General features: G+C 60.8%; 19 protein-coding genes. 16 read left to right on the top strand and 3 right to left on the bottom strand.

Annotated features, from left to right (window positions below; genetic code table 11):
• The first annotated feature begins 548 nt into the window (after positions 1-548).
• From hpnH to HK28_RS04335, 11 genes are all read left to right on the top strand, one after another.
• Positions 549-1,751, top strand: coding sequence for an adenosyl-hopene transferase HpnH (gene hpnH / locus HK28_RS04385; protein WP_086643404.1), 1,203 nt, complete (start codon positions 549-551; stop codon positions 1,749-1,751).
• A gap of 129 nt (positions 1,752-1,880) precedes the next feature.
• Positions 1,881-3,170 carry a hemolysin family protein gene (locus tag HK28_RS04380; protein ID WP_086643403.1) on the top strand — a complete coding sequence of 430 codons (1,290 nt, stop codon included), beginning with the start codon at positions 1,881-1,883 and terminating at the stop codon, positions 3,168-3,170.
• 666 nt (positions 3,171-3,836) lie between these two features.
• Positions 3,837-5,069, top strand: a complete 1,233-nt coding sequence (locus tag HK28_RS04370) for a putative DNA modification/repair radical SAM protein (protein WP_086643401.1) — start codon at positions 3,837-3,839, stop codon at positions 5,067-5,069.
• The gene (locus HK28_RS04365) at positions 5,066-6,493 is read left to right on the top strand and encodes a UdgX family uracil-DNA binding protein (RefSeq protein ID WP_086643400.1); all 1,428 of its coding nucleotides are present in this window, start codon (positions 5,066-5,068) and stop codon (positions 6,491-6,493) included. The genes HK28_RS04370 and HK28_RS04365 overlap by 4 nt, the downstream gene beginning before the upstream one ends.
• A gap of 27 nt (positions 6,494-6,520) precedes the next feature.
• Entirely contained in the window at positions 6,521-6,643 is a 123-nt protein-coding gene (locus tag HK28_RS14410; RefSeq protein WP_255376453.1) for a hypothetical protein, read from the top strand.
• A 495-nt stretch (positions 6,644-7,138) separates the two neighbouring features.
• Positions 7,139-8,296, top strand: a complete 1,158-nt coding sequence (gene dprA / locus HK28_RS04360) for a DNA-processing protein DprA (RefSeq protein WP_086643406.1) — start codon at positions 7,139-7,141, stop codon at positions 8,294-8,296.
• Positions 8,297-8,332: 36 nt separating this feature from the next.
• On the top strand, positions 8,333-11,053 hold the full coding sequence (gene topA, locus HK28_RS04355) for a type I DNA topoisomerase (protein WP_086643399.1): 2,721 nt from the start codon (positions 8,333-8,335) through the stop codon (positions 11,051-11,053).
• A 56-nt stretch (positions 11,054-11,109) separates the two neighbouring features.
• Complete coding sequence (locus HK28_RS04350) at positions 11,110-13,140, top strand: RNB domain-containing ribonuclease (RefSeq protein WP_086643398.1); 2,031 nt, start codon at positions 11,110-11,112, stop codon at positions 13,138-13,140.
• A complete protein-coding gene (locus HK28_RS04345; RefSeq protein ID WP_233140349.1) occupies positions 13,137-14,894 on the top strand; it encodes a S41 family peptidase in 1,758 nt (585 codons plus the stop codon). Before HK28_RS04350 ends, HK28_RS04345 begins: the two co-directional genes overlap by 4 nt.
• A gap of 4 nt (positions 14,895-14,898) precedes the next feature.
• Positions 14,899-15,237 (top strand): DUF1491 family protein, encoded by a 339-nt coding sequence (locus tag HK28_RS04340; RefSeq protein WP_086643397.1) that lies wholly within the window; start codon positions 14,899-14,901, stop codon positions 15,235-15,237.
• Positions 15,238-15,505: 268 nt separating this feature from the next.
• Positions 15,506-16,648: an OmpA family protein gene (locus tag HK28_RS04335; protein WP_086643396.1), complete on the top strand. Its 1,143-nt coding sequence runs from the start codon at positions 15,506-15,508 to the stop codon at positions 16,646-16,648.
• Between the two features lie 45 nt (positions 16,649-16,693).
• Here HK28_RS04335 and cysK read toward each other — a convergent pair whose 3' ends face one another.
• Positions 16,694-17,683, bottom strand: coding sequence for a cysteine synthase A (gene cysK, locus HK28_RS04330; protein ID WP_086643395.1), 990 nt, complete (start codon positions 17,681-17,683; stop codon positions 16,694-16,696).
• A gap of 237 nt (positions 17,684-17,920) precedes the next feature.
• Between cysK and HK28_RS04325 the strand changes: the two genes are divergently transcribed.
• Positions 17,921-18,370, top strand: a complete 450-nt coding sequence (locus HK28_RS04325) for an Rrf2 family transcriptional regulator (RefSeq protein WP_086643394.1) — start codon at positions 17,921-17,923, stop codon at positions 18,368-18,370.
• Positions 18,371-18,451: 81 nt separating this feature from the next.
• Here HK28_RS04325 and HK28_RS04320 read toward each other — a convergent pair whose 3' ends face one another.
• On the bottom strand, positions 18,452-18,994 hold the full coding sequence (locus HK28_RS04320; RefSeq protein WP_086643393.1) for a hypothetical protein: 543 nt from the start codon (positions 18,992-18,994) through the stop codon (positions 18,452-18,454).
• Between the two features lie 319 nt (positions 18,995-19,313).
• Between HK28_RS04320 and HK28_RS04315 the strand changes: the two genes are divergently transcribed.
• Both HK28_RS04315 and parE read left to right on the top strand, forming a co-directional pair.
• Positions 19,314-19,844, top strand: a complete 531-nt coding sequence (locus tag HK28_RS04315) for a hypothetical protein (protein WP_086643392.1) — start codon at positions 19,314-19,316, stop codon at positions 19,842-19,844.
• A gap of 163 nt (positions 19,845-20,007) precedes the next feature.
• Positions 20,008-22,041 carry a DNA topoisomerase IV subunit B gene (parE, locus tag HK28_RS04310; RefSeq protein WP_086643391.1) on the top strand — a complete coding sequence of 678 codons (2,034 nt, stop codon included), beginning with the start codon at positions 20,008-20,010 and terminating at the stop codon, positions 22,039-22,041.
• 91 nt (positions 22,042-22,132) lie between these two features.
• Here parE and HK28_RS04305 read toward each other — a convergent pair whose 3' ends face one another.
• On the bottom strand, positions 22,133-23,581 hold the full coding sequence (locus HK28_RS04305; protein ID WP_086643390.1) for a tetratricopeptide repeat protein: 1,449 nt from the start codon (positions 23,579-23,581) through the stop codon (positions 22,133-22,135).
• Between the two features lie 200 nt (positions 23,582-23,781).
• Here HK28_RS04305 and HK28_RS04300 point away from each other — a divergent pair, with 200 nt between their 5' ends.
• Positions 23,782-24,669, top strand: a complete 888-nt coding sequence (locus tag HK28_RS04300; protein WP_086643389.1) for a DMT family transporter — start codon at positions 23,782-23,784, stop codon at positions 24,667-24,669.
• Between the two features lie 89 nt (positions 24,670-24,758).
• Positions 24,759-25,433: a POTRA domain-containing protein gene (locus HK28_RS04295; RefSeq protein WP_086643388.1), complete on the top strand. Its 675-nt coding sequence runs from the start codon at positions 24,759-24,761 to the stop codon at positions 25,431-25,433.
• Positions 25,434-26,170: the final 737 nt, after the last annotated feature.

Genomic DNA, 26,170 nt, shown 5'->3' with positions numbered 1-26,170 from the left:
ACAGGAACATCAACCCGGTCCAGCAACGGAAAACGACCCCGTGTGGGGGGCTGGATACGCGTGCGCTCCGTTTTTTCCGGAGTCCTTGTGGCTTTGGCGCCATCTGTCATGGGGATATCATCCGTCGTTGCTTCTCCGGCCGCACATGACGCACGGATACCCGGATAAAACTTCGCGTCCCTAAGGCGATCCGCGCTTCCGTTGGGAGAAACGTCGGTCGCGCGCCGCCGGGAGCGAAAAGGGCGGCTTTCGTACCGTTCCTTCTGTTGTTAGTGTTAACGGCGTCTGGCAAGCGTGAATTGTTAAACGACCGTCAAGTGTGTTGTCCTTGCAACAAAATGTCGATCAGGACTTGAGAGGAAGAACGGGACTATCCTATAGCGTCGGGATAACGCGCAACAGCGCCCCCTGATATTCGCAGGCGCGCCATGTGTCGCCCGCAAGTCTGAACCACACGGGCTTTTCTATTATTTTTCTCCGGCATAGCCATATTGTCCCGGCATGTGTCAGGTAGTCGGCGGTTTTCCGCACTTAGGAGCTAGAGCGTAATGGCGGTACCCATAATGCAGGCCGTCCGGGTCGGCGGATACGTTGTCAAACAGCACATCTCGGGCAGGAAGCGGTATCCTCTCGTGCTTATGCTGGAGCCGTTGTTCCGTTGTAATCTGGCCTGTGCGGGCTGCGGCAAGATTGACTACCCGGCCGCGATTCTGAATCAGCGGTTGAGCGTGCAGGAATGTCTCGACGCGGACGCCGAATGCGGTGCGCCCGTCATCGCGATCGCCGGCGGTGAACCGCTCCTTCACAAAGAGATGCCCGAAATCGTGCGTGGCCTGCTGGCGCGCAAGAAATACGTTTATCTCTGCACAAACGCGCTGCTGCTGGAAAAGAAACTCGACGATTACAAGCCTGATCCGTTCTTTTCATGGGACGTGCATCTAGACGGCGATCAGGCGATGCACGATTCGTCCGTCTGTCAGGACGGCGTTTATGACCGCGCCGTCGCGGCGATTCGCAAGGCGAAGGCCCGCGGGTTCCGCGTATCCATCAACTGTACGCTGTTTGATGGCGCCGATCCGAAGCGCGTCGCCGCATTCTTTGACGAAGTCATGGCGATGGGCGTGGATGGCATCATGACCGCGCCGGGCTATGCCTATGAGCGGGCGCCGGATCAGGAGCACTTCCTGAACCGCCAGAAGACCAAGCAGCTGTTCCGCGACATCTTCCGTCTGGGTAAAGGGAAGAAGTGGCGCTTCACGCAGTCGCCGCTGTTCCTCAACTTCCTGGCGGGCAACGAGACATACCATTGCACGCCGTGGGGCAAGCCGCTGCGCACGGTCTTCGGCTGGCAGCGTCCGTGCTATCTGCTTGGCGAAGGCTACGCGAAGACCTTCGACGAGTTGATGAGCGACACGAAGTGGGACGACTACGGCACCGGCAACTATGAAAAGTGCGCCGACTGCATGGTTCATTCGGGTTATGAGTCTACGGCCGTCATGGACGCCGTGCGTCGCCCTTGGCACATCGCGAAGGTCGCGCTCTTCGGGCCGGAAACCGAGAAGCCGATGGCGCCGGAAATCTCTCTCGCAAATCAGCGTCCGGCTCAATACGTCTACGCCGAGCATGTCGAAGAGAAGATGAAAGACATCGCCGCCCGCAAGAAGCCGGCGAAGCCGCCGCGTGTGACGACGGTTTCCGGCGCCAGCGCGCAGGCCGAGCAGGAAGCTGTTCCTGTGGACGCCGCCGACTGAGCCTTGGGTCATTTCGACCATGTGTTATAGAAAAAGGGTGGAACCGGCCGGTTCCACCCTTTTTTATTTCCCGAACCCGCCGCGCCGATTTGCGGCCTCTCTATGGCTACAGGCCTCAGAACGGACTTCATGACTGTCTCGATCCTTGTGATTCTCCTGCTCGTACTGCTCAACGCGGTGTTCGCCATGGGGGAATTGGCGCTTATTTCCGTCAAGCGACCAAAGCTCGTCTTGATGGAGCGGAACGGAGTGCGTGGAGCCGATCGGGCGTTGCGGCTGGCCGACGATCCGCAAAGCTTTCTTCCGACAGTGCAGATCGGCATGACGCTGGTGTCGATTCTCGAAGGCACGTTCGGCGGCGTGAAGATTGAGGCGTCGCTGACGCCCTGGCTCGCCAGTTTTCCTTCGATCGCGCCATTCGCCTCCGATATCTCGATGGTTGTCGTGGTGGTGGCGATCACGGGGCTGATGCTGGTTCTTGGCGAGCTGGTGCCCAAGCAGCTGGCGCTAAGGCGTCCGGAGCAGATCGCGGCGACGCTGTCCCTACCGCTGGAAATACTCGCGACTGTCGCGCGGCCGATCGTCCTGCTGCTGCGGCTCTCCTCCAATCTTGTGTTGCGTCTGATGCGGGTGCCGCCAGCCAGCAAGCAGGCCCTGACCGAAGAAGAACTAAAGGCGGTTCTCGCCGAAGGCGCGCAGTCGGGGGTGCTGGAGCACGAAGAGCGGACGATGATCGAACGTCTGCTGCGACTGGCCGATCGACCGGTGCGCGCAATCATGACGCCGCGCAACGAGATCAGTTGGATCGAGCGTCACGCCGGGCGCGCGGCGTTGATAACCGAACTGCGCAAGACGACATACTCGCGCCTGGTCGTCTGCGAGGGGGGCGTCGACAACCCGGTCGGGGTCATTCTGGCGAGTGACATGCTCGACCGGCTTCTCGACGGCATGCCGGTCTCCATCGAGGCGGGGCTACGCAAACCGGTCGTTGTGCCGGACACGATCTCGGCACTCGATATGTTGGAGCGGATGCGTTCGATCCCGCTCGGTATCGCGCTGGTTGTGGATGAATACGGGTCGTTCGAGGGCATTGTGACCGCGTCAGACCTGTTTGACGCCATCGTTGGCGAGGTTAGCGACCATGGGCAGCATACGCGCCTTGAGGCCAAAGCAGGCGATATGCTGGTGCTGGAAGGGTCGGAACCTGCGGATGAGGTGAAAGATCGTCTCGATCTCGGCGAGTTGCCGGGGGAGGGAGATTATCACACGTTGGGCGGTCTGATTCTCGCCCTGCTGCGCCGCGTTCCCGCGGTAGGCGACAAGGTGGTGTTTTCGGGGTGGCTGTTCGAGGTGCTGGAAATGGAGGGACGGCGCGTCACGCGTGTTCGGGCCAGCAGGCAGGCATTGGCGGAGAACTGACGAGTTTCCTTATTTCTCACGACGTTGTTGTGTTTTGTAGAAAATAGAATTCATGAAGTTTTCGTCGGGAAAAACTTTGGCTGGCTATTGTATGTGTGATCGTTGTTTTGGCGCTGCAGATAATACGATCATATGTAATGAAGCCTGTGGGGCCGGACGGGCGTCAAAACAAAGTTGAGCAGCGGTATATTTTCCTGATCAATTCGCACGCCCATGCTTGATACACGCCTGAGCACGGCTGAGGCTATTTCGATAGACATGGTGGCGACAACGCCAATCGTCACGTTGCCCGAGAAGGTTCTGTGACGCTCAATGGCTTTGTAATTGCGGTAATTGGTCTTTGTCTCGGATTGTTCTTCTCCAGCCATTATCTACGATAGCTGCTTTGGCGTCGCAAGCGAACGTGGAAGTTCTGTTCTGCTGGCCAATGGCGTTCATCCATGCTCCGTCATTTTCTGTGTGGCGACAGATGCTTGTGCTGTTGGTGGCGCCTTTGGCGTTTTTCGGGGCGTCCGAAGCTATATGTGCTTTTCTGCTTTGGTGGACAGTTTGTTTCCGCTTTCAGACGGATAGGGACAGCGGCTCAAAACGGGCTTCGGCGGATGGATACCTGTCCGCAGCGAGAGGAACGTTGACGAACATATAGTGAACATATAGTGTCCACGCATGGTAGGTAAATCTCTGCGCGATAAGCTGGCTATCCTGTCGGATGCAGCGAAATACGATGCGTCATGCGCTTCCAGCGGAGGCGAGAGGCGGGATTCACGCAAGGGTGGTCTGGGGTCGTCGGGTGGTAGCGGCATTTGTCACGCCTACACTCCCGATGGTCGCTGCATTTCTTTGCTGAAAATACTGATGACAAATTTTTGTATTTTCGATTGTTCTTACTGCATAAACCGGGTCAGCAGCAATGTCGAGCGTGCGCGTTTCTCTGTGGAGGAGGTCGTTAATCTTACGCTGGAGTTCTATCGGCGAAATTATATTGAAGGATTGTTTCTCTCGTCGGGAATTATTCGCTCTCCTGACCAGACTATGGGCGATATGGTGCGTATTGCGCGCTCTCTTCGCGATACTCACGCGTTTAAAGGTTATATTCACCTCAAGACAATCCCGGATGCCTCGCCCGACCTTATCCGTGAAGCTGGACTTTATGCAGATAGATTGTCGATCAATGTCGAACTGCCGCAAGATAGTAGCGTCCGCCGATTGGCGCCTGAAAAGCGGCCAGAGACGATAAGAGCTGCGATGGCCCAGGTGCGCCTGGAGGGTGAGGCGTCTAAGGAAAAAACCCATACCGGGCGATCTGCACGGAAATTCGCTCCTGCAGGACAAAGTACGCAAATGATTATCGGCGCTGACGATACGGATGACGTGGCCATTTTGAGCAGTGCATCGAGGCTCTACACCGGATATCGCTTACGCAGGGTTTATTATTCGGCATTCAGCCCCATACCCGACTCATCCGCTGCACTGCCTCTAATCAAGCCGCCTTTGATGCGTGAGCACCGCCTGTATCAGGCTGACTGGTTGCTCAGGTTTTATGGCTTCACAGCAGACGAAATCGCCGCCGGCGCCCGCGACGGGCGCCTGGACTTGGCGGTAGATCCAAAGCTTGCGTGGGCGTTGCAGAATCGCGGTCTCTTTCCGCTGGACGTCAATCGCGCATCGCGGGAGATGTTGTTGCGTGTCCCGGGCTTTGGCGTTCGCACGGTGGACCGCGTGATTGCGGCGCGCCGAAATCGTTCGCTTAGATATGAAGATCTCGTCCGTATAGGCGCCTCCATGAAGAAGGCGCGTGCCTTTGTAGCGCTTCCGGGGTGGCGAGCGACCGGGCTGATCGATAGTGCGACTCTTCCGAATATTTTCTTATCTAAACCAGAACAGTTGAAACTTATTTGATTTACGCTCCATTTTTGCCTGAGAGAGGAGCCTTCGACGCGTGGCGCAGCGCCGCCCGAGTGTTGATGAGTCATCGCGTGCCGCCGGACGACGTCGATTGGTCTGGGCGACCTGGGCTTTTCACGCCGCAGGAGATTCCTGGGTTTGCGGGGCCGCATAACGTAAACGTAACTGGAAATTTTTTAAAACTTGCCGAATCGGTTATCTGGAATTCCGATCCGGAACGATTTTCTTTACTTTACAGGGCGCTTTGGCGGCTGTGCGTTCGAGACGGCGACCCTTTGTCCCAGTCGGACGTTCTTGGGCGCAGGCTGCAGCTTTTGGCGAAATCGGTGGGGCGCGACATCCATAAGATGCATGCTTTCGTGCGGTTTCACGAACTGCCGTCCACTGCTCGTCGTCGTTTTGCCGCATGGTTTGAGCCGGAGCATTATATCCTTGAGCCGGGCAGCCGTTTCTTTATGAAGCGATTTGCCGACATGGACTGGATGATCGCAACGCCGCGACTGACCGCCCGATTCGAAGGTGGGGTGATCACTTACCATCCGGGTGGAAGCAAGCCCTCGTTGCCGGTGGACGCTTCAGAAGAGCTGTGGGCGACTTATTTTGCAAATATTTTTAATCCGGCTCGTATAAAAACAAATGCGATGCGTTCGGAGATGCCGAAAAAATATTGGAAAAATCTTCCTGAAACCCGATTGATTCCTTCTATGCTTGCTGGGGCCGAAGACCGCGTCGGTCGCATGCATGTGGCTGGCGCAAGCACGTCCCGCCCCGGCGCAGCGATAATATCAACGCGCTATAGAAACTCTATAGAAAAAACAGAGGAAAATCCGGAAAATTTATCTGATGCAAAACGTTCTTCCCGACAGTGCCGCAGATGCTCCTTGTGTGAGTCAGCTACTCAGACTGTCTGGGGAGCCGGGCCAGAGAACGCAGCTTTGATGATTGTCGGGGCACAGCCTGGAGATAGGGAAGATTTGACGGGCAGTCCTCTGGATGGCGACTTCGGCGCCCGGTTGCGTGAACTGGTCACGGGCGCGGGCTTCGATTTGTCGGAGACTTACGTCACCGCTGCAGTCAAGCACTTCAAGTTTAGGCCCGAAGGCGGGCTTAGAATTCCTTCGGCCCCAAGTATGGCTGAGATTGAACACTGCACATGGTGGCTCGACATGGAACTTGCTTTTATCCGGCCACAATTAGTGATGGCTCTTGGGGCTGCGCCAGTTTTTGCTATGACTGGCGACGACACTGCGCTTGAGCGCAGGCGAGGGACTTTTGAAACTGGACGGCACGGAGGCCAGGTTATGATAGCCGGTGCGCTTTTAGCAAAGCGTGATCGCGCCCTGAAAAAGCGGGACGACGTCTTTGCTGCCGATACAGTGGAGGATTTTAAGAGAGCTTTTCAGTATTTGAAGACCTGAATTTGATGTTTCTTGATGGCGTCATCGATGCAATTTGCCGTCGGCGTCGCCGCATATCGGCGGCTGCTCGCTGTCACCGAAAACGACCGCGCCAATTCCCAAGGCTGCGTTTTCGAGATTAATCTTGAGAAAGCATTGGCATCGGGATGACTGTCGCCAACTTCACTAGAGCGCTGCTGAACCTAATTCTGCGGATACGTTTACTCCGTCTTTGAAGCGCCGGGTTTCTCTGGGTAGGCAGATTGCAGTGTAGATGGATGGAAACGGCGACTGCCGCCGCTATGAGCGGATGGCGACATGACGCAAGGCAGTCGAGGCCAGGATCCAGCCCTGCGCTGATCGAGGCGCGTTGACTGACGCACGTTGAAAAATGACGGACAAGGAGCAGGTGAGCGATTTGGTGGAATTCCAGGGACTTTGAATGACTGGAGTGATGGGGGGAGGTTAAAGCGTTTGAAACGGGGGCGCTCTCCCTAAATCAGGGGGGATGTGTTTCAAGCCGAGCGGCGTTCCGTCGATATATGTCGCACGGGGTAAAAATACGTGCAGGCCGTGCCATGGGATTGAATTCGGTTCTTTGCGATCTGGACAACGCTTTGGGCGCATGCTTCGTCTCGGTCGCCGCCCTCTTTGAATGACTGCCCGATGAACTCCGATCTCCCCGCGCTTTTACGACTGTTTCGAACCGAAAACGTCGGTCCGGTCACATGGCGGCGGCTTATGGACGAATGCGGCTCCGCAACGAACGCGTTGGCGGCTCTGCCGGAACGGGCGAAACGGGGAGGGCGACGCGCGCCGTTGGCGATTCCGGATCTGGATGTGGTCGAGCGCGAAATAGAAGGTGTGATGAAGCTCGGCGGGCGGATGGTGACGCTGTTCGACCCGGACTATCCGCTGCTCCTCGCCGAATTGCCTGACACCCCGCCGATCCTGTCCGTGCTGGGGTCATCGGCGTGTCTCGCGTCAGGCGGCGTCGGCATCGTGGGCGCGCGCAACGCTTCTGCGGCAGGCATGCGCTTTGCTGAGAGTCTTGCGACCGAACTTTCTCAGGCGGGTGTGACGGTCGTCTCGGGGCTTGCCCGAGGGATCGATGGCGCCGCTCATGCGGGCGCTCTGGCGGGGCGTCCCTTCCCTGAATGGGGTGGCACGGTGGCTGCGATCGCGGGTGGTCTGGATATCGTCTACCCGCAGGAACATGCGGCGCTACAGCGCCGGATCGCCGAGGGCGGCGCGGTGGTGACGGAAGCCCCGTTGGGGACGACGCCGCAGGCGAGGCATTTTCCGCGTCGCAACAGACTCATCGCCGGGCTCAGTCTCGGGACGGTGGTTGTCGAGGCGGCATTTCACTCTGGTAGCCTGATCACCGCAAAACTGGCCGATGCGTATAGCCGACAGGTTTTCGCCGTTCCCGGTTCGCCTCTCGATCCGCGATGCAGGGGCAGCAATAACCTGCTCCGCAACGGCGCGCGGCTGGCGGAGGGGATCGACGATATCCTGCCTTGCCTCCGGAACGCGCCCAACGCGGTCGGCACGCAGTTTGGCGGATTTGCGGAGCGGCCATCCGCATGGGGAGCGCCAGGCGACGACAGGAGCGTCATCGGGAGCGCCGATCTTGACAAGGCGCGGGAGAGGGTGCTGTCGCTGCTGTCGTACGCTCCCGTCCCGGTTGACGATCTGGTTGGGCGCTGCCAGTTCTCCGTCTCGGTTGTGCTTTCCGCATTGGCCGAACTCGAACTCGCCGGGCGGGCTGAAATCCTTCCCGGAGGGAGCGTTATTCTTTTGACGCCGCCTGCCGCGGACTGATGCACAGACCCGCTCGCACGCTGGCCCGGAGTGACAATGACTGACGTCGTCGTGGTTGAATCGCCCGCCAAGGCTAAGACGATCAACAAGTACCTCGGGGATGGCTACACGGTTCTCGCGTCGTTCGGCCATGTCCGCGATCTGCCCCCGAAGGACGGCTCGGTTCGCCCCGATGAGGGGTTCGCCATGGACTGGCAGGCCGATGAGCGCGGTCAGAAGCAGGTCGCGGCGATCGTGAAGGCCCTGAAGGGCGCCGACACACTGTATCTGGCGACTGACCCGGATCGCGAAGGCGAGGCGATTTCCTGGCATGTGCAGGCGATGCTGGCCGAGCGCAAGGCGCTTGAGGGCGTGCATGTTCGCCGCGTGACATTCAACGAGATCACGAAGGGCGCGATCAAGGAGGCGATGGCGCATCCGCGCGATCTCGACCTACCGCTGATCGAAGCCTATCTGGCCCGTCGCGCGCTCGATTACCTCGTGGGCTTCACGCTCTCTCCCGTGTTGTGGCGCAAGCTGCCGGGATCGAAGAGCGCGGGTCGCGTCCAGTCGGTGTCGCTGCGCCTGATCTGCGAGCGCGAAGCCGAGATCGAGGTCTTCAAGGCCCGTGAATACTGGACTGTCGGCGCGACGTTCATGACGCCCGCAGGCGCTCCGTTCACCGCGCGCCTGACGCACCTCGACGGCAAGAAGCTGGAGCAGTTTGACCTTGCGACGGAAGAGCAGGCGTATGCCGCGCGTGACGCGGTCGCAGCCGGGAGTTTCTCTGTCCGCTCGGTCGAGCGCAAGAAAGTCCGGCGCAATCCGCCGCCGCCGTTCACCACGTCGACCTTGCAGCAAGAAGCCTCCCGCAAGCTTGGCATGGGCGCGCAGGGAACGATGCGCACGGCGCAGCAGCTTTACGAAGGCATGGACATCGGCGGCGAGACCGTCGGTCTGATCACATATATGCGAACTGACGGTGTCACGATGGCGAATGACGCCATCGCCGACATCCGCCGTCACATCGGATCGGACTTCGGCGCGAATTACGTGCCGCCGCAGCCGCGCGTCTACACGACGAAGGCCAAGAACGCGCAAGAAGCGCACGAGGCCGTGCGTCCAACGGATGTCGGCCGCACGCCGGCGTCGATGGCGCGGTATCTGAACGACGACCAGCGCCGGTTGTACGAGCTTATCTGGAAGCGCGCGGTCGCCAGCCAGATGCAGTCGGCTGAACTCGATCAGGTGGCGGTGGACATCGCCGACGGCGCGGGACGCGCCACTCTGCGCGCCACCGGCTCAATCGTCGCGTTCGACGGCTTCCTGAAGCTGTATTCCGAAGGTCGGGACGAGACGGACAAGGCGGCTGACGACGAAAGCCGCATGTTGCCGCCGATGGCCGAGCGCGACCCGCTCAAGCGCAGCGACGTGACGGCCGAGCAGCATTTTACGCAACCTCCACCGCGTTATTCCGAAGCGTCGCTGGTCAAGAAGATGGAGGAGATCGGCATCGGCCGTCCTTCCACCTACGCGTCGATCCTCACCGTGCTGCGTGATCGCAACTACGTGCGGTTGGAGAACCGACGTTTCGTGCCGGAGGACCGAGGACGCCTGGTCACGGCGTTCCTTGTGTCGTTCTTCGAACGCTACGTGGACACACAGTTCACGGCGGGGCTGGAAGAGCAACTCGACGATATCTCTGGCGGACGCGCGGATTGGCGCGCCGTGATGAGCGCCTTCTGGGATGCATTCTCGGCTGCGGTCGCGCAGACGAAGGAGTTGACGATCACGGACGTGATCGACGCGCTCGACCGTGATCTTGGTTCGCATTTCTTCCCGCCGCAGCCGGACGGCGCGGATGCGCGCCGCTGCGTCGCCTGCGGGTCGGGACGGCTGGGGCTCAAATTGGGGCGTTACGGCGCGTTCATTGGCTGCTCGAATTATCCTGAATGCCAATACACGCGTCGTCTGGCCGTCGATGGCGGCGAGGGCGAGGGCGGAGACAGCCTCAAGGACGGCATGCGGCTTCTGGGCCAGCATCCTGTCACGAGCGAAGATATCACGGTCAAGCGTGGCCCGTGGGGTCTTTACGTGCAGCAGGGCGAGCCTGACCCTGCCGACAAGAAGGCGAAGCCGAAGCGGGCGTCGCTGCCACGAGGACTCGATGGCGATTCCATCACGCTGGAGCAGGCGGTCGGTCTGCTGGGGCTCCCGCGTATCATCGGCGTCCACCCGGAGTTCGGCGAGTCGATTGAAGCCGGTCTTGGTCGCTTCGGACCCTACGTGAAGATGGGTGCGATCTACGGATCGCTCGACAAAGACGACGATGTGCTGAGCGTCGGGCTCAATCGGGCCGTGGACGTTCTCGCCAAGAAGTTGGCGTCGGTTCGTACGCTTGGCGCTCATCCGAAGGACGGTGAGCCGGTCATCGTCCGGAAGGGCAGGTTTGGGCCGTATGTCCAGCATGGCCAGGTGGTGGCGAATCTGCCGCGCGGCGAGAGCATGGACGACACCACGCTTGAGGGTGCCGTCGAATTGCTGGTCGAAAAGGGCAAGCCCCTGAAGCCGAAGGGCAAGGCTGGCGCGAAGAAGGGGGCCAAGGCGAAGCCCAAGGCGTCTGCGAAGACGTCCGACGATGCTGAAGCGAAGGCTCCGCGTAAGACAGCTGCCAAGGCTGCGCCTGCGACAAAGAAGCCGGCCGCGAAGGCGAAAGCTCCCACCAAGCGCAAGGCGACGCCGAAGGCTTCTTCTTCCGAAACTGCGAAGGCAGACTGAGCGGTCAGCCGCAGCGCTCCGCCGCGGTCTCTTCCCCGAAACCGGGGCGTGAGGCCGTGTTGCAGGTTCTGTCTCGGACCGCAGGCGCACTCGGTCCGGGCGATTTGTTGCGCGCATTAGGGTTGGGGCCGGGCCACAAGGCTGCGCTCCGCACTTTGCTGCATGACATGGCGTTGGAAGGCGCGTTCGCCAGTTTGGATCTGGCGGAACGCATACGCGGCGTGAGGGATTTGCCCGACACGGCGTATGTCGTCGTGACGGGATTTGATCGCAACGACCGTCCCATCGCACGGTTTCTCGATCCTGAACGAGCGAGGGGCGAGGGGCGTGCGGGAGCCCAGCGTGAACCCGTCATTTTCATGGCGCCGGAGCAGCCCGGGCGACCGCCGCTTACGCCGGGCGCCAAGGTGTTGGCGCGTCTTCGCAAACTAGGCACCGGTCGATTCGAAGGGCGCACGCTCCGCACTTGCGACGTCCGCCGTCTCGTCGGGCGCCTGAGCGCTTCGTCCGGGGAGGAGCGACTAACCCTCGACGCGGGAAGGGCGGGGCTCTGGAGCGTTGAAGCAGGTTCGTCCGGGGACGTCGGGGATGCTGTCGTCGCAGTGGCGGAGCCGGTCTCCGGCGCTTCCGGACGGGGTGGTCGCGCACGTCTTCTCGCTACTTTTGGCTATGCCAACGATCCGGCGGTTCTGACGGCGATGAGCCTGCATGAACACGGGCTGCCCGCCGGGTTCTCTGACGAGGCCATGACCGAGGCGGAGGCGTTTGGCGACGTCGATGCTGCCGCCGCACTGGCCGATGGGCGCGTAGATTATCGAGATACGCCCTTCATGACGATCGACGGCGCTGATTCACGTGATTTCGACGACGCCGTCTGGGCCGCGCGCGATGGTGACGGTTTCCTCTTGCGGATCGCTATCGCCGACGTCGCGCATTACGTTCGACCCGATGGTGCGCTTGATCGGGAAGCGCGTGAGAGGGGACATTCTGTTTATCTGCCGGGACTGGTGGTTCCGATGTTGCCGCCGCGCCTCTCCGACGATTTGTGCTCGCTACGTCCAGACGCGGACCGTCTCTGCGTGGTGTTCGAGATTCCGATCGACATTCACGGGCACGCTGGCGAGGCGCGGATCGCAAGGGGGGTCATGCGCAGTCGCGCTCGGCTGACTTACGAACAGGCGCAGGAAATGCACGACGGAGCGATGGCAGGGGCCGCGCCCGGAAGTGACGTCACGGCGTTGTTGGGCGCGTTATTTGCCACACATGACGCGGTACGCTCCGCCGCGGTCGCGCGCGGGGTCAGCGTTGTGGAACGACAGGAACGCAAGGTGACGTTCGATCCACTATCCGGGCGCATTTCGGTTCGCGTCGCGTCGCGTCTGGACAGCCATCGATTGATCGAATCCTTCATGACGGTCGCGAATCATGCGGCGGCGCGGATCATGCGTCGTTGCGCCGCGCCGGGCCTGTTTCGCGTCAATCCGCCGATTCCGGATGCTGACGCGGGGATAGAGGCGCAGCGATTCGCCGCCGCGCGATACAGTGCGTCGCCGGCCCCCCATGCCGCTCTGGCGCTGGACGAGTACGCGCATGTCACCAGTCCGATCCGCCGCTATGCGGACCTGCTTTGTCATCGCGCGCTCGACGGCAGGGCGAACCGTTGCGGGAAAGACACGTTGGAATCGAGAACGGTGCTCGCGAGTCATCTTCGTTTAAGCGAAGCGAGAAGCGCAGGCGCGGCGCGTGACGCGGAGGAGAGGCTGATCGTCTTCCATCTGGCAGGTTTGTTGGGCGCCTCGCTCGACGGTCATGTGTCCGGCGAGACCCCGTCAGGATATCTGGTCACGTTGACGGACACTGGCGCAATCGGTCTGTTGATCGACGAAACAGCGTTGCACGATCACGATATGCCGGATTCGATCAATCGCGTCGCCTCGCGCTCTCGCGCGCCAGGAGGGGAAGACACAGTTTCGGGCCCATCCCGCCCTTTGCGTCTTGCAAAGGGAACGGCTGTGCGCGTGCGTTTAAGCAGCGTCGACCCGGTCGCTGCGCGATGCCGGTTCTCTCTTGTGGCCGTCAATTCATGATCGTGTCGTTCGTGTCGCACAAATGGATGAGCTGTAAATCGAGTGTCTGCGAAGGCATTGCAGCCGGGCAGGTCGCTCCTGAATTGGGGTCGCCTCGGCAAGGCTCGATTTCTCCATCGTTATTCCGACGGGTTTCGGTCATGCAGGCGTCGAGCACACGTGGAGGCGCTGCCTCCGCCTTGGCGCCGCTGATGCTCGTGTGGCTCGCCGCCGCCGCGCCGGACCCGACGCCGACCACTCAAGCCGATCTTGACGTGCCGATGACACGTTCAGTCCTGCTGACCGCCATGGAGTTCCTTTCCTCGCGCACGCTGGCCCCGCATACGGCGAAGGAGTTCAGTCTCTGGGGATTGGGCGGAATCAGCGCGCTGGATCCGGGGCTGCATGTAGAGGAACGCGGTCACGCCGTGACTTTGCTTTCTGGGCAGACGGCGACGCTCAGCCGCGACGAACCAGCCGAAGGCGACCTGCGCGGTTGGGCGGAACTGGACACGGCGCTGCTGGCGAACGCGTGGACCCAGTCAGGCACGATACGCGCCGCGCATGCCGACGGGGTGGTCCAGAGTTTCTTCGACGAGCTGTTCAATCATCTCGATCCCTATTCACGTTATGTCGGTCCCGCGCCTGCGAAGACCGATCGGGAAGAGCGCAGCGGCGGTGACGGTGAGATTGGGGTCTCGCTGGGTGAAGACACTACGGTCTCGTCGGGCGGCAGGAGGCGGGTGCGCCACGAGCGCGAAATCATCGTCACGGCGGTCAACGCGAATGGGCCAGCATGGCCTGCGGGCGTCGATATTGGCGAACGTCTGATCAGCGTGGACGGGCGGAGCGTTGCGGGTCGGGCTCCGACGGAGATCGAGCAGTCCCTGCGTGGCGCGCCGAACTCTGTCGTGACGCTGCGACTGGCTCCGCCGTTGGGTGGAGCCGCACGCAACGTGTCGCTGCGGCGTGCGCAAGTACCTCCGGAGACTGTGTTTGCGTTCGCCAGCGATCCGCTTGTGGTGCTGCGAATCACCTCCTTCTCCTCAGATACGGCGGAGGAGATGAGCCAGTATCTCGATCAGGCAGCGCAGGACGGAAGAATGCGCGGTCTGGTCATCGATTTGCGCGGCAATCGTGGAGGCGTGCTGCAGCAGGCGGTCACAGCGGCGGCGCTGTTGATGGACCTAGGCGTCGCCGTCGTGACGCAGGGGCGGGATCCGCAATCGAATCATATCTGGGCGGTTCAGGGCGGCGATATGACGAACGGCGCGCCGATTGCAATTCTCGTCGACGGACGCACGGCGAGCGCGGCAGAAATTCTTGCGGCCGCGTTGTCGGACCATCGACGGGCAGTTGTCATCGGCAGCGCAACTCTCGGCAAGGGGCTCGTGCAGACAGTGGCGCAATTGCCTGATGGCGGAGAGTTGTTCGTGACATGGAGCCGCGTCATCGCCCCGCTGGGTTGGCCGCTGCAGGGGTTAGGCGTGATGCCGCAGATATGCACCAGCCGTGGCGCAGCTGACGCGCAGCGACAGATGGACGCTCTGCGTGCAGGACGGGCGCTTGATTCCCGAAGCGTCGTGCGGTCGCGTGAGGTCCGTTTGCCCGACAGCGTTTCGCAATTGCTCGACATCCGTAAGGCCTGTCCGGCTGCGCTTGGCGGAGATAACGACCTCGATCAGGCTCGGGCGCTTCTGGGCGATCGGACGGCGTATCGTGCGGCTTTGGAGATGGTCCCGGAAGGGACGCAGACTGCGGCGCCGAAGGAGTAGGGGCGTGACGGAAGCGCGACTAAAGACAGGTGTGTGGGTCAGCGCCGCGCTGCGAGCCGGCGCACAGGGTGGTCGTTCCGCCATGCGGCTGCGGCGCGGGGACGAGGATGCGGGCGGCGTGCTGGCGGTGCTGGTTGATCGGAGCGGCGGTTCGGTCGTGTTGACGCAGACTCGCACTCAGGATGGAGAGCGGGCGTGGATGCGCGGCACCGGTGCGGAGCCTGTATCCGCGGCGGACGCTGACGCTTATGTCGCGCGGCAGGTGGCTCGGGACCCGGATTTGTGGGTTCTTGAGTTCGAGAGCGATGATTTGACCCCGCCGTTTGAAGCTCATGTATTGTGAGGCGCGAGCAGTCGAGCGTTGCGACCAATCGAGTTTGATCGCGTTGATTTCGGTTGCGGGGCGCTGCGCTGCCGCAGTGTTCGATGAGTGACGGGCGACGGCTGGGAGGCGATTTCGTGACAAGGGGGACGGGCTGGCGCAGAGTCGGTGAGTTGCGCGATCCGTCACTTTCGGCAAATAGAATGCGAAACGATGAACAGATACAGTCGCGAGGCCCTGTCGGGCGCGGCGGGGCCGGCGTTCGAGCCGGTGGGATGAGGAGAACCAGATGAGACTGCGTTATGGGTTTCTCGCAGGATCGATCCTGTCTGCGCCGCTCGCCGCCGCCGCTCTGCCCTCCGCGGCGTTGGCTCAGCCCGTGCAGGGCCTGTATGTGGCGGGCGAAGGCGGTGCGACCTTCAATCAGGATCAGCGCGTCCGATCGAGCTCCATGTTCCCGGACGGTCGCGACCGTTGGAAAACCGGCGCGGTGGGGATCGGGTCGATCGGCTACGGTCTGGGCAACGGTTTCCGTGTCGAGATCGAAGGCAATTACCGCAACATGGGTTACGATCGCTTCGTGTCCGGCGGCGTGCAGGGCCGCGCCGACGGACGGCGTCAGACCTATGGAGCGATGGCGAACGCGCTGTTCGATCTGGACATCGGCAAGAGTTGGCTGTTCCCCTATTTCGGCGCGGGTGTCGGCTACGGTTGGACGGCGATGAATACGTCGGTCACGGCGCCTGGCAACACGTTCGCGCAGCATATTGGCGGCACTTACGGCGCATTCACCTATCAGGGCATCTTCGGTCTTTCGATGCCGATACCCTGGGTGGTCGGTCTGTCCGCTACGGCCGAGTACAGATTCTGGACCATGCTCGGGCCGCAATCACATGGCGCGACGGCGTGGGGAACAGTCGGTGGGCGTGACGTCTCCAAGGAGTACAGCTTTGCCTCTGGGCATCGCGACACCGTCACCGACTTTAATCACTCTCTGATGCTGGGCCTGCGTTACGAGTTCAATCCTGCGCCGCCGCCTCCGCCGCCAGCGCCCGAGGTCATGCCTGCGCCGACGCCGGCGGCGGCAAGGACCTATCTTGTGTTCTTCGATTGGGATCGATCCGAGCTTACTGCTCGGGCCCGCTCAATTGTGGCGGTGGCCGCGCAGGCGTCGGTGCATACGACGGTGACGCGGATTGAAGTGTCGGGTTACACGGACAACTCCGCCGCTCATCCGGGTGCGCGCGGTGAGAAATACAACATGGCGCTGTCAATGCGCCGTGCGGACGCCGTCAAGGCGGAACTGGTGCGCGATGGCGTGGCAGGATCGGTGATCGACGTCCACGGGTATGGGCAGTCGCATCCATTGGTTCAGACGGCGGCTGACACGCGCGAGCCGCAGAACCGTCGCGTCGAAATTATTCTTCGCTGACGCCTGAACAGCCACGGCCCCCTTTGTGGGGCCGTGGCGACTGTTTCAAAGGCCGTTGAACAGGGACGTCGACAGATAGCGCTCCGCGAAGGAGGGTGCGATCGCGACGATGGTTTTGCCCTCGTACTCAGCCTCACGGGCAAGTTGCGTCGCTGCGTGCAAGGCCGCCCCGGACGATATTCCAATTGGCACGCCGTCGATTCTGGCGCAGCGGCGGGCAGCCGAGATGGCCTCCCTTTCTGACACAGTCAGCACGCCGTCCAGAGCGGGCAGATCGAGCGTTTTGGGGCAGAAGCCGGGGCCAATGCCCTGAATGCCGTGTGGGCCGGGCTCATCGCCGTTAAGAACAGCACTTTCGACAGGTTCGACGCCAAACACTTTCACGTCTTTCTTGAGCTGCTTAAGGGCGTGGGCGACGCCAGACGCCGTGCCTCCCGTGCCGACGCCCGCGACCACGACGTCCACGGCTCCAGCCGTATCCTCCCAGATCTCTCGCGCCGTCGTTTCCTGGTGCACGAGTGGATTCGCCGGGTTGTCGAATTGTCCGGGCATCCATGCGTCGGGCGTCTCGTCGAGAATCTCGCGGGCTCTGGCGATGGCGCCCGCCATGCCGAGGCGCGATGGGGTCAGTTCGACCTGCGCATCCATCAGGCGCAGCATTTTGCGACGCTCCAGAGACGCACCTTCCGGCATCGTCACGATCAGGCGGTAGCCCCGCGACGCCGCGACAAAGCCGAGAGAAATTCCGGTGTTGCCTGACGTCGGCTCCACCAGAACGGTTCGACCGGGACGAATGCGGCCTTCCTGCTCGGCGGCGATCACCATCGCGGCGCCAATGCGGTCCTTAACCGAGCCCAGAGGATTGAAAAATTCGAGTTTCAACAGGATGCGCGCGCGCAATCCGTCTTCCTGGGTCATGCGCGGGAGGCCAACGAGCGGGGTTCCTCCAACCACGTCGACGATGGAATCGAAAATTCGACCCCGTGGGGCCGCCAGGCCGAAATCGCCGGAGCGTGAGGCGTTGGTTTTGGCCATCTAAAATCCTTTCGAAAAGCCCACGGTCGTTTGGCGGCGGGCGCTGGAGGCTGAAATAATGGCGCCTCCACCCAAAGTTGGTTCACGATGTGGAGCAGCATAGCACTACTCGACACCGTGGATAATCCGACATAATCTTCTATCTACATTTTTAATTATCTATATGCGACCGCCGCTGCCGCAGGCGCCTCGATTCGAGGTTGTCCGGCTTGGACTGCGCCGCGAAAAGGAGAAGCCATGCTGTTGCGACGTGATCGAGCGATCACTGCAGTGCTCATCATGCTCGATGTAGCGTTCTACGCCAGCCGGAGCGGCACGGTCAGCGCCGCGGACATCGCCGAACGGGCGGGGCTGGCGAGGCGTGGCATCGAGCCGCTGCTGCAGGCGTTGTCCCGATCCGCTCTGCTGGAGAGTGTGCGCGGGCCACGCGGCGGGTACAGGCTTGGACGTCCCCGGCGGGATATTTCCGTGGCGGATATCGTCTCGACCGTCGTTAACGCGGATGCTGAGCAGGAAGACGGGCCGGAAGGACCGTTGTTTGCGAAGGTCGTCGATCCGGTGTGGAAGGATCACGACGAAAGAACGGTAAGCGCCTTGCGCGAGGTCAGTCTGGACGACCTCGTGCGGCGTGCTGAGGCCAGCGGCTTGCGGCGTCCGGTGGCCGAGCCTATCAGTTTCTCGATTTGAAGTAAAACGCGAGGGCCTGAGCGCCCCGCGCGGAAGATAGTCTGGCTTTCAGGCGGAACCAGAAGGTTCCGCCTGACGGTGTCAGCTGTGCTTTTTGGTCGTCCGGCGCTTGCTGGCGGCGGCCTTGCCCTTGCTCGGCGTCGGCGCTGTGACGGCGGGAGTGGGGATTACGACGCCTGTCGCGTCCGCCGTCGCTGTAATCGTAAGTTTTTGACGCTTCTGCGCGCCGGACTGGTCGGCGGTCGGGATCAGGATGACGTCGAACGTATCCTTGCCCGCATAGCCGAGCGTCGGCGTGTACGTGATGTGCGTAAGGCCATCATGGTTGTAGAGGAACGCCTTGCCGTGCTCGGGGGACGGGAGGACGCCGAACGAGGCGTACGAGCCGCCGCCAGGCTGGCTGACCGTCAGGCCGCACATGCCGTCATCGCTGCGGACGGTCATCGTGGTCGTCTGGTCGCCGTTCGGACCAGCCTGCGGTGAAGCCACCTGGCACACGGCGGACCGCTTCATGTTGCCGAAAGGGTCGGGCGTGGAGAGGGACGGACCCTGCAACTGGCCCTGATTACATCCGGCCAGAAGGCCGACGGTCAGCGCAGGAAGGGCAAAAACTCGCAGTCGCACGCGCACGCTCCGCATTCTGTTTAAGGACGGCAGTGATGATTCGACCCACGAGTCGTCGCGTGGTCGATGGGACACACGCTGTAGAGCATCGTGCTGCCGGTTGAAAGATGCGTCGATCGGGGCTTTCGCCTCATTGGGGACATACAGAAGCTGCACGATGATCGGAGGAAGGAAGGTTCCCGTGTTGGCGCCGTGTGAAACATGATTTGTCTTGCAAAACGGATATATACCCGGTTTGGTTCACACGCTGGTTTGAGTTTCGTGCGACGTCCTCTTTGCAACCGTGGCTTCGGGCGATCGCGACTCTTTGGAGAAACATATGTTTGTTGCTTTACCGCGCCTTGCAGTGGCGGCCTTGTTCACTGCGGGGATCGCTTGTGGGTCGGCGGCTTCGGCAGCCAGTTGCGGTCGCACTTCCGCGCATGAGGCCTTCGACGTTCAGGGGTTGAAGAGCGAATTGATGGTGACGGCGCTGTCATGCAATGCGCAGGAACGTTACAATTCGTTTGTGGCGAAGTTTCGGACCAAGCTTCTCTCCGAGGAAGATCGGCTGAACACCTATTTCCGTGCGACTTACGGCAAGTCGGCTCAGCGCGAGCATGACGACTACATCACGCAACTCGCCAACGTGCAGTCCGAGCGTGGCCTGCAGGCGGGCACCATTTTCTGTAGCCAGCGTATGGCGATGTTCGATGAAGTCGCGGCGTTGAGCGACGAGCACGATCTCTCCAACTACGCCGAAGCCAAGGATATCGTGCAGCCTGCGACGTTCGAAACCTGCGAGGCTCCGGCTGTCGAGCGGGCTACGTCGAACAGCCGCCGTCGTGCGCGCAGTACGCGGAAAGCCTGACATTTGACATGACTTCTGTCGGGAGGAGAGCTCCCGGCAGAAGGTGCCTGACGGCTTTTGACCAGCGCAGTTGCCCCGCCCGTCATCATGTTGCGGCATTTATCCATTGCCTTCGACGTGATCCATTCTTGACGAATTTTGCGTTGCGGGAGAGAGACCGGGCATGAGCGATCTCTTCTCGTCCGCAGGTTCTCCCCCGCAAAAGCCGACCCGCCCGGAACGTGCGCCGTCTACCGGCAAGGCTGACACGCCTTCCCAGCAGTATGACGCCAGCGCCATCGAGGTTCTTGAGGGGTTGGAGCCGGTTCGTCGCCGGCCCGGCATGTATATCGGCGGCACGGACGAGACGGCGCTTCATCATCTGGCTTCCGAGATCCTCGATAACTCGATGGATGAAGCAGTCGCCGGGCACGCCACGACCATCGATGTGCGGCTGGAGAAAGATAACTGGCTGACTGTCCGTGACAACGGACGCGGCATTCCGGTCGATCCTCATCCAAAATTTCCTGATCGCTCGGCGCTCGAGGTCATCCTCACCACCCTGCACGCGGGCGGAAAGTTTTCGGGCAAGGCGTACGCCACCTCGGGCGGTCTGCACGGTGTCGGGTCGTCTGTGGTCAACGCCTTGACGACGTCCTTAGAAGTCGAGGTCGCAAAGGATCGGGAACTCTGGCGGCAGAACTACTCACGCGGAATTCCTCTGGGGCCCGTGGAAAAAGTCGGCGCGGCACCGAACCGGCGCGGGACGCAGATACGGTTTCAACCTGATCCCGAGATTTTCGGAACACATGCGTTTCAGGCTGCCCGCCTCTACAGGCTGTGCCGCTCCAAGGCGTTCCTGTTTCGGGGCGTCACGATCCGCTGGTCCTGCGATCCGGCGCTGATCAAGGCGGGAGACGCTACTCCGTCAGAGGCAGTGCTCCATTTTCCGGGCGGTCTCGCGGACAGCCTTAGCGACGAGCTTGGCCCGCAGGCGCCGTTGCTTGCGCCGATCTGGGCGGGAGACGCCGACCTGCCAGAGACGAACGGCGTCTCCAACGGCAGGGTTGAGTGGGCCATAGCCTTTCTTGAATCGGGTGAGGCGCGCTTCGTCTCGTTCTGCAACACCATTCCTACGCCGCAGGGCGGCACGCATGAGACGGGGTGCCGGGCGGCTCTGCTCAAAGGTTTCCGCGCCTGGGGTGAGCAGCGTTCGGCCAAACGGGCGAGCATCGTCACCGCCGAGGACATACTTGGCGCGGTCGCCATTCAGTTGTCCCTGTTTCTACGGGACCCGCAATTTCAGGGGCAGACCAAGGAGAAGCTGACGAGCGCAGAGGCGTCGAAGCTGACCGAAACTGCGCTGCGCGACCGTTTCGATCACTGGCTGTCGGCAAACCCGTCGCAAGCGGACGCGCTTCTAGCTTTCGTGGTTGAGAGGGCGGAGGACCGGCTGCGTCGTCGTGAGCAGAAAGACACACCGCGCAAAAGCGCTACGCGTAGATTGCGGCTACCGGGCAAGCTCACCGACTGTACGCGCGAACGGGCGGAGGAGACTGAGATCTTCCTCGTCGAAGGCGATTCCGCTGGTGGGTCGGCCAAGCAGGCGCGCAATCGCGAAACCCAGGCGGTTCTGCCTCTACGCGGCAAAATTTTGAACGTCGCCAGCGCTTCGACAGAAAAGTTGAGAGCAAATCAGGAGTTGAAAGACCTGATCGAAGCGTTGGGTTGCGGCGTAGGAGATCGTTTCGATCTCGACAAACTCCGCTATGGTCGCGTGATCATTATGACGGACGCCGATGTCGATGGAGCGCATATCGCTTCATTGTTAATGACCTTCTTCTACCGCGAACTGCCGGAATTGATCCGTGCAGGACGCCTCTATCTTGCGCAGCCGCCGCTTTATCGTCTCACGCAAGGCGCCAAAACAGTTTACGCGATGGATGACGCCGATCGGGAACGCAAGATCAAGAGCGCATTCAAGGCCAACGCGAAGGTTGAGGTGTCGCGCTTTAAGGGGCTTGGTGAAATGCCGCCGGGAGATCTGAAGGAAACGACAATGGATCCGGCGCGTAGAACCTTGTTGCGGGTGGTCGCTCTGCCAGAAGACCGCGCTGTGACGCGTGAGCGGGTGGAGAGTCTTATGGGACGTAAGCCGGAACTGCGGTTCGCATTCATTCAGGAACACGCCCGCTCTGTTGAGGTATTGGATATCTGACGAGAGGAAGGCGCGGTTTGGGGCTGCGCCTTCATGGCGATCCGTCAAATTGACGTCGCTGCTATTTAGAAGAGCGAGAGTGGTAGTTTCTTTATGCTGCGACGATTTCTGCTCGCAGTGTACGACTGATGATTTTCAGATCGAGCGTCATTTTTTGTAATGGCGTCGACCAGTCAAGTGGCGTTTCCTGCTGATACAAGCGCAGGCTGGCGTACCAGGGGGAGTCGTTACGACCCGACAGCCAGCGCCAACACTGGTCGTAACGGGACAACATCCAGGTCGGTTTGCCTTGTGCGGCGGCGACATGCGCGGTCGAGGTGTCCACGGCGATGACCATATCAAGCTGAGAGATCAGGGCCGCAGTATCATCAAAGCTCTTCAGGAGCGCCGTATGATCGATGAGAGACATGCCTGGGGGCGGAGATTTCGCCTGAGAGGCGGCTTCGCCGATTTGCAGACTATAAAATACCGCGTCCGGAACTGCCGCGACCAGCGGTGCAAGGGTGTGGAGCGTCGTTGAGCGCCTGCTGTCGACGAAAGCGGCGTCTCGAACGCCGCGATGAGGCGCTCCGGCCCACACCAGTCCGATGCGCAGCGGCGGGGAGGAGAAGCCGAGGCTTGTGTCATCGGCCTGAAGTATGTCGCGCCACCGGGCGGCCTTGCCGGAATCTGTGATGAGGTAGCCAGCGGGGAACGGAATCGTCTCCAGGGTGGTCCCCAAGGCCAGCGGCAAGCTGAGCACCGGGATTTGGATGTCGTAGTCGGGCAGGGGATCGCTTTCCATTACGATAAGATCTGGCGTCGTCGACCGTTCGATCAGCGCCGCAAGTTCCGAACGTAACCGGACGATGACACGTCCGCCACGAGCTTTGGCGAGCGGAATGAACCGGGCGAATTGAAGCATATCGCCGAACCCGCCTTCGGTATGGATCAGCAGCGTGCGTCCCTCAAAAGGCGCGCCGTTCCACGTTGGGCCGGGTATCCCGTGATGTTCGGTCGTGCGGACGCGCCAGCGCCATTCGTACTCCTGAAGACCCGCCGGGTAATCACCTGCGGCGAGGAGAGACAGTGCGTGGTTGGTGTGGTTCTCCGGGTTATTCGGCGCAAGACGCACGGCCACCCGGTGAAAATTTTGCGCGGCTGCGTGCTCTCCCTTTGCATCCAGAGCCACCCCGAGATTGCTGAGGGCCATGGTGTGTTCAGGGCTTTGGCGCAGGCAGCGGGCATAAGCGGCGATGGCGTCGTCATAGCGCTGCATCTGCTGCAACGCGTTTCCCAGATTGCACCACGCGTCGGCCAGATCGGGGGCAAGCGAAACTGCTCGGGATAGGAAAATGAACGCCTGATCGAAAGAGCCTTTCGCTGCAAGCAATCCGCCGTAGTTGCTGAGGATGTGCGGGTCATTCGGCGTTGAAGAGAGTGCGTGTTGGTAAGTTGACGCGGCCTCTTCGTATTGGCCGGCGAGTTGCAACTCCGTGGCCTTGAGGTGGAGGGTTGGGTCGCCAGGGAGATGGGCTGCGTTCGCGGTGTCGCCTGTCATGGGGCGGAGGGTAGGGGGATATTTTTAAGAAACCGTCACTGCCCGCGGCCCCGTATGGTGTGGCTTCACGCTCGATGCCTGCATTGACGACAGATCAACGGCGCCGTTCTCGAAAAAAGCGTGGTCCTCGCGTAGGGAGGCGCGACGTGAAAGGCCCGGCGTGAGTTGCGCCAAAGAATCGGCTTTTCCGGGGAGCCATAATGATCGTCACCAAGCAGCCTCTGTCGTCGCGCCGTTTCTTGGCTGTCGCCCAGATGCTGGCGTCGGTGGTCTCGCTGCAATTCGGGTCGTCGCTGGCGAAATCCCTGTTTCCTATATTCGGCGCAGTGGGCGTCGTCAGTATGAGGATTGGTTTCGCCGCGATTCTTCTGGCTGTGATCGTGCGGCCTTTCAGCCGAATGACACGGGACTCGTGGCGGCTCGCTGCCCCTTATGGGCTTTCGATGGCTGGCATGAATGTCTGCTTCTACCTTGCGCTGGACAGGTTGCCGATGGGTGTGACAGTGGCGATCGAGTTCATCGGGCCGCTCCTGTTGTCGCTGTCGCATTCTCGGCGGGTTCTCGACATTGCCTGGCTCGCGTTGACCGTGGCGGGTTTGACGCTGCTGCTTTATCCCCATGGCGGCGGGAAGTTTCCTGACCCGGTGGGGGTGTTCGAGGCCGCGCTGTCGTCTGTGTGTTGGGTTCTCTACATTATCACGGGGAAAAGACTCGCTGGCCGGGTCGATGCGACGATAGCCGCCGCATCGGGGCTTTTTATCGGCGGGCTGGCGATGGCGCCATGGTTCGCCGCCACGGTCGTTTCCGGGCTGTCGCAGCCGTTGTGGCTGGGGGCGGGCGTGCTGGTCGCCGTGTTGTCCTCCGCCTTGCCGTATACGCTTGAATGTCTGGTTATGAAGGTTCTGTCGGGGCGGGATCTGGGCATACTGTACAGTTTGGAACCAGTGGCTGCCGCCTGTGCAGGATTGTTGCTGCTCGGGGAAGCGTTGTCGCTTCAGAAGGCGCTGGGAATCGTCTGCGTCGTCGTGGCCTCGGCTGGCGTCGTTCTGAATGGTCAGGAAGAAGATATCCTCGACCCCCCGCCCTAGAGCAGTGCTACTGCCTGGCGGTCGGATCGGCTTGGCGCCGTGGCGATGCTGTGCATCATGCTTGGACGCCATTTGAGGAGTAATCAGGCATGACCGTATTTTCGTCCCGCATCAGCCGGCAGGCAGTTCGTTCCACATATGGATTGGCCTCTCGGACTGCGTCATCTCTGGCTCTGGCTGCGACGCTGGTCATGGGCGCTGGAGTGATGGTCGCCCCGACGGTTTTCGCGTCTTCGGCTTTCGCCGCATCTGCGCCGTCGGCTGATACGCCGCTGACGCTCAAGACGCTGAAGATCACGGGCAACAGCCAGGTTGCGACCAGCGACATCGATGCAGCGATTCCGTTTCACGTTGGCGACACAGTGACGCAGACGCAGATCGCGGCGGGCCTTCAGGACGTCATGGGCGTCTACAAGGCGAAGAACGTTGGCGCCAGTTTCGGCCAGAAGCTGAAGTTCATCGGCAAGAACGTTGAAGTGGAGTGGCAGATCGGCGAGCAGGCGGCTGCGGGACCTGCGAAGCTGGTCGTCGACAGTGTGGCGTTCTCGGGGAACAAGAAAGTTTCGAGCGACGAACTGGCGGCTGCGACGAAGCTGCGCCCGGGCTCCGAAGTGACGAATGAAAGCGTCAGCGCAGATCAGCAAGCTATTCAGGGCGTTTATAAAGCGAAAGGCGTTTCAGCTGGCATCGGGATGACGCCCAACTATCCCAGCCCGAACCATGTCGTCATCACCTGGACGATTACCGAAAAATCCGGAGACTGAATTCCGCCGCTGTCGTTGCGACGACGACAGGTGTTTTGACCGCTTTGACACGCCCTCGGCGCGCATGTCGCGTCGGGGCGTTTGTTTATTTGCTATCATGGATCGACATCGCGGAAGCGTAGAAACTCGGTCTGCTCATCGGCTGGTAAGGCCCGGAGAGCGAGTGCCTCGGACGAAACAGGCAGCTTCGCAATGTTTTGATTTTTTCCAGACATGTAAGTGTATGAATTTATATTTGGTATGCCTCGCGGGAGGCCCTGTGATTGCTTTTACGGCGGCGACAGGTTCAGCGATTGCGTGTTGTTGATTGAGAACCTGAACGCGAGGCAGGGGCATCGTTGCGACGATTTTACAAATATCCAGCATGATTTCGTTAAACGAAAAATCATACTATTTTTCTGTTATTATTGAAATATTTTGCAAGAATAATGAACGTTGGAATGAAAATCCCAACTATTTTCATCAGAAATAAAAATTTCACATTGAATGGGGTGCTTCACGTGTAGTTTCCGCGATGACGACGCAGGAGGCATATGCGATGCGGGGCTTATCCGATTTGACGCCGCGCGCTTCTGCTCCCGGGAGCGCCTAGCTGTGGGGAACGGTGAAATTGATGCAGATTGGTCACAGGTGAGATGCAATTTGGAACGGAGCCTCACCCTTTCGTTGCTTGCATGTGCGCTCTCCGGCTAGGCTCAGGACTCATTCTTTAAGATAGAAGATGAAGCTTGCTGCGA

This window comes from Acetobacter sp. DsW_063, from assembly GCF_002153745.1.
In the GTDB taxonomy this organism is placed as follows: Bacteria; Pseudomonadota; Alphaproteobacteria; order Acetobacterales; family Acetobacteraceae; genus Acetobacter.
The sequence above is the reverse complement of the archived record's forward strand: the minus strand, read 5'-3'. Positions and strand labels throughout refer to the sequence as shown.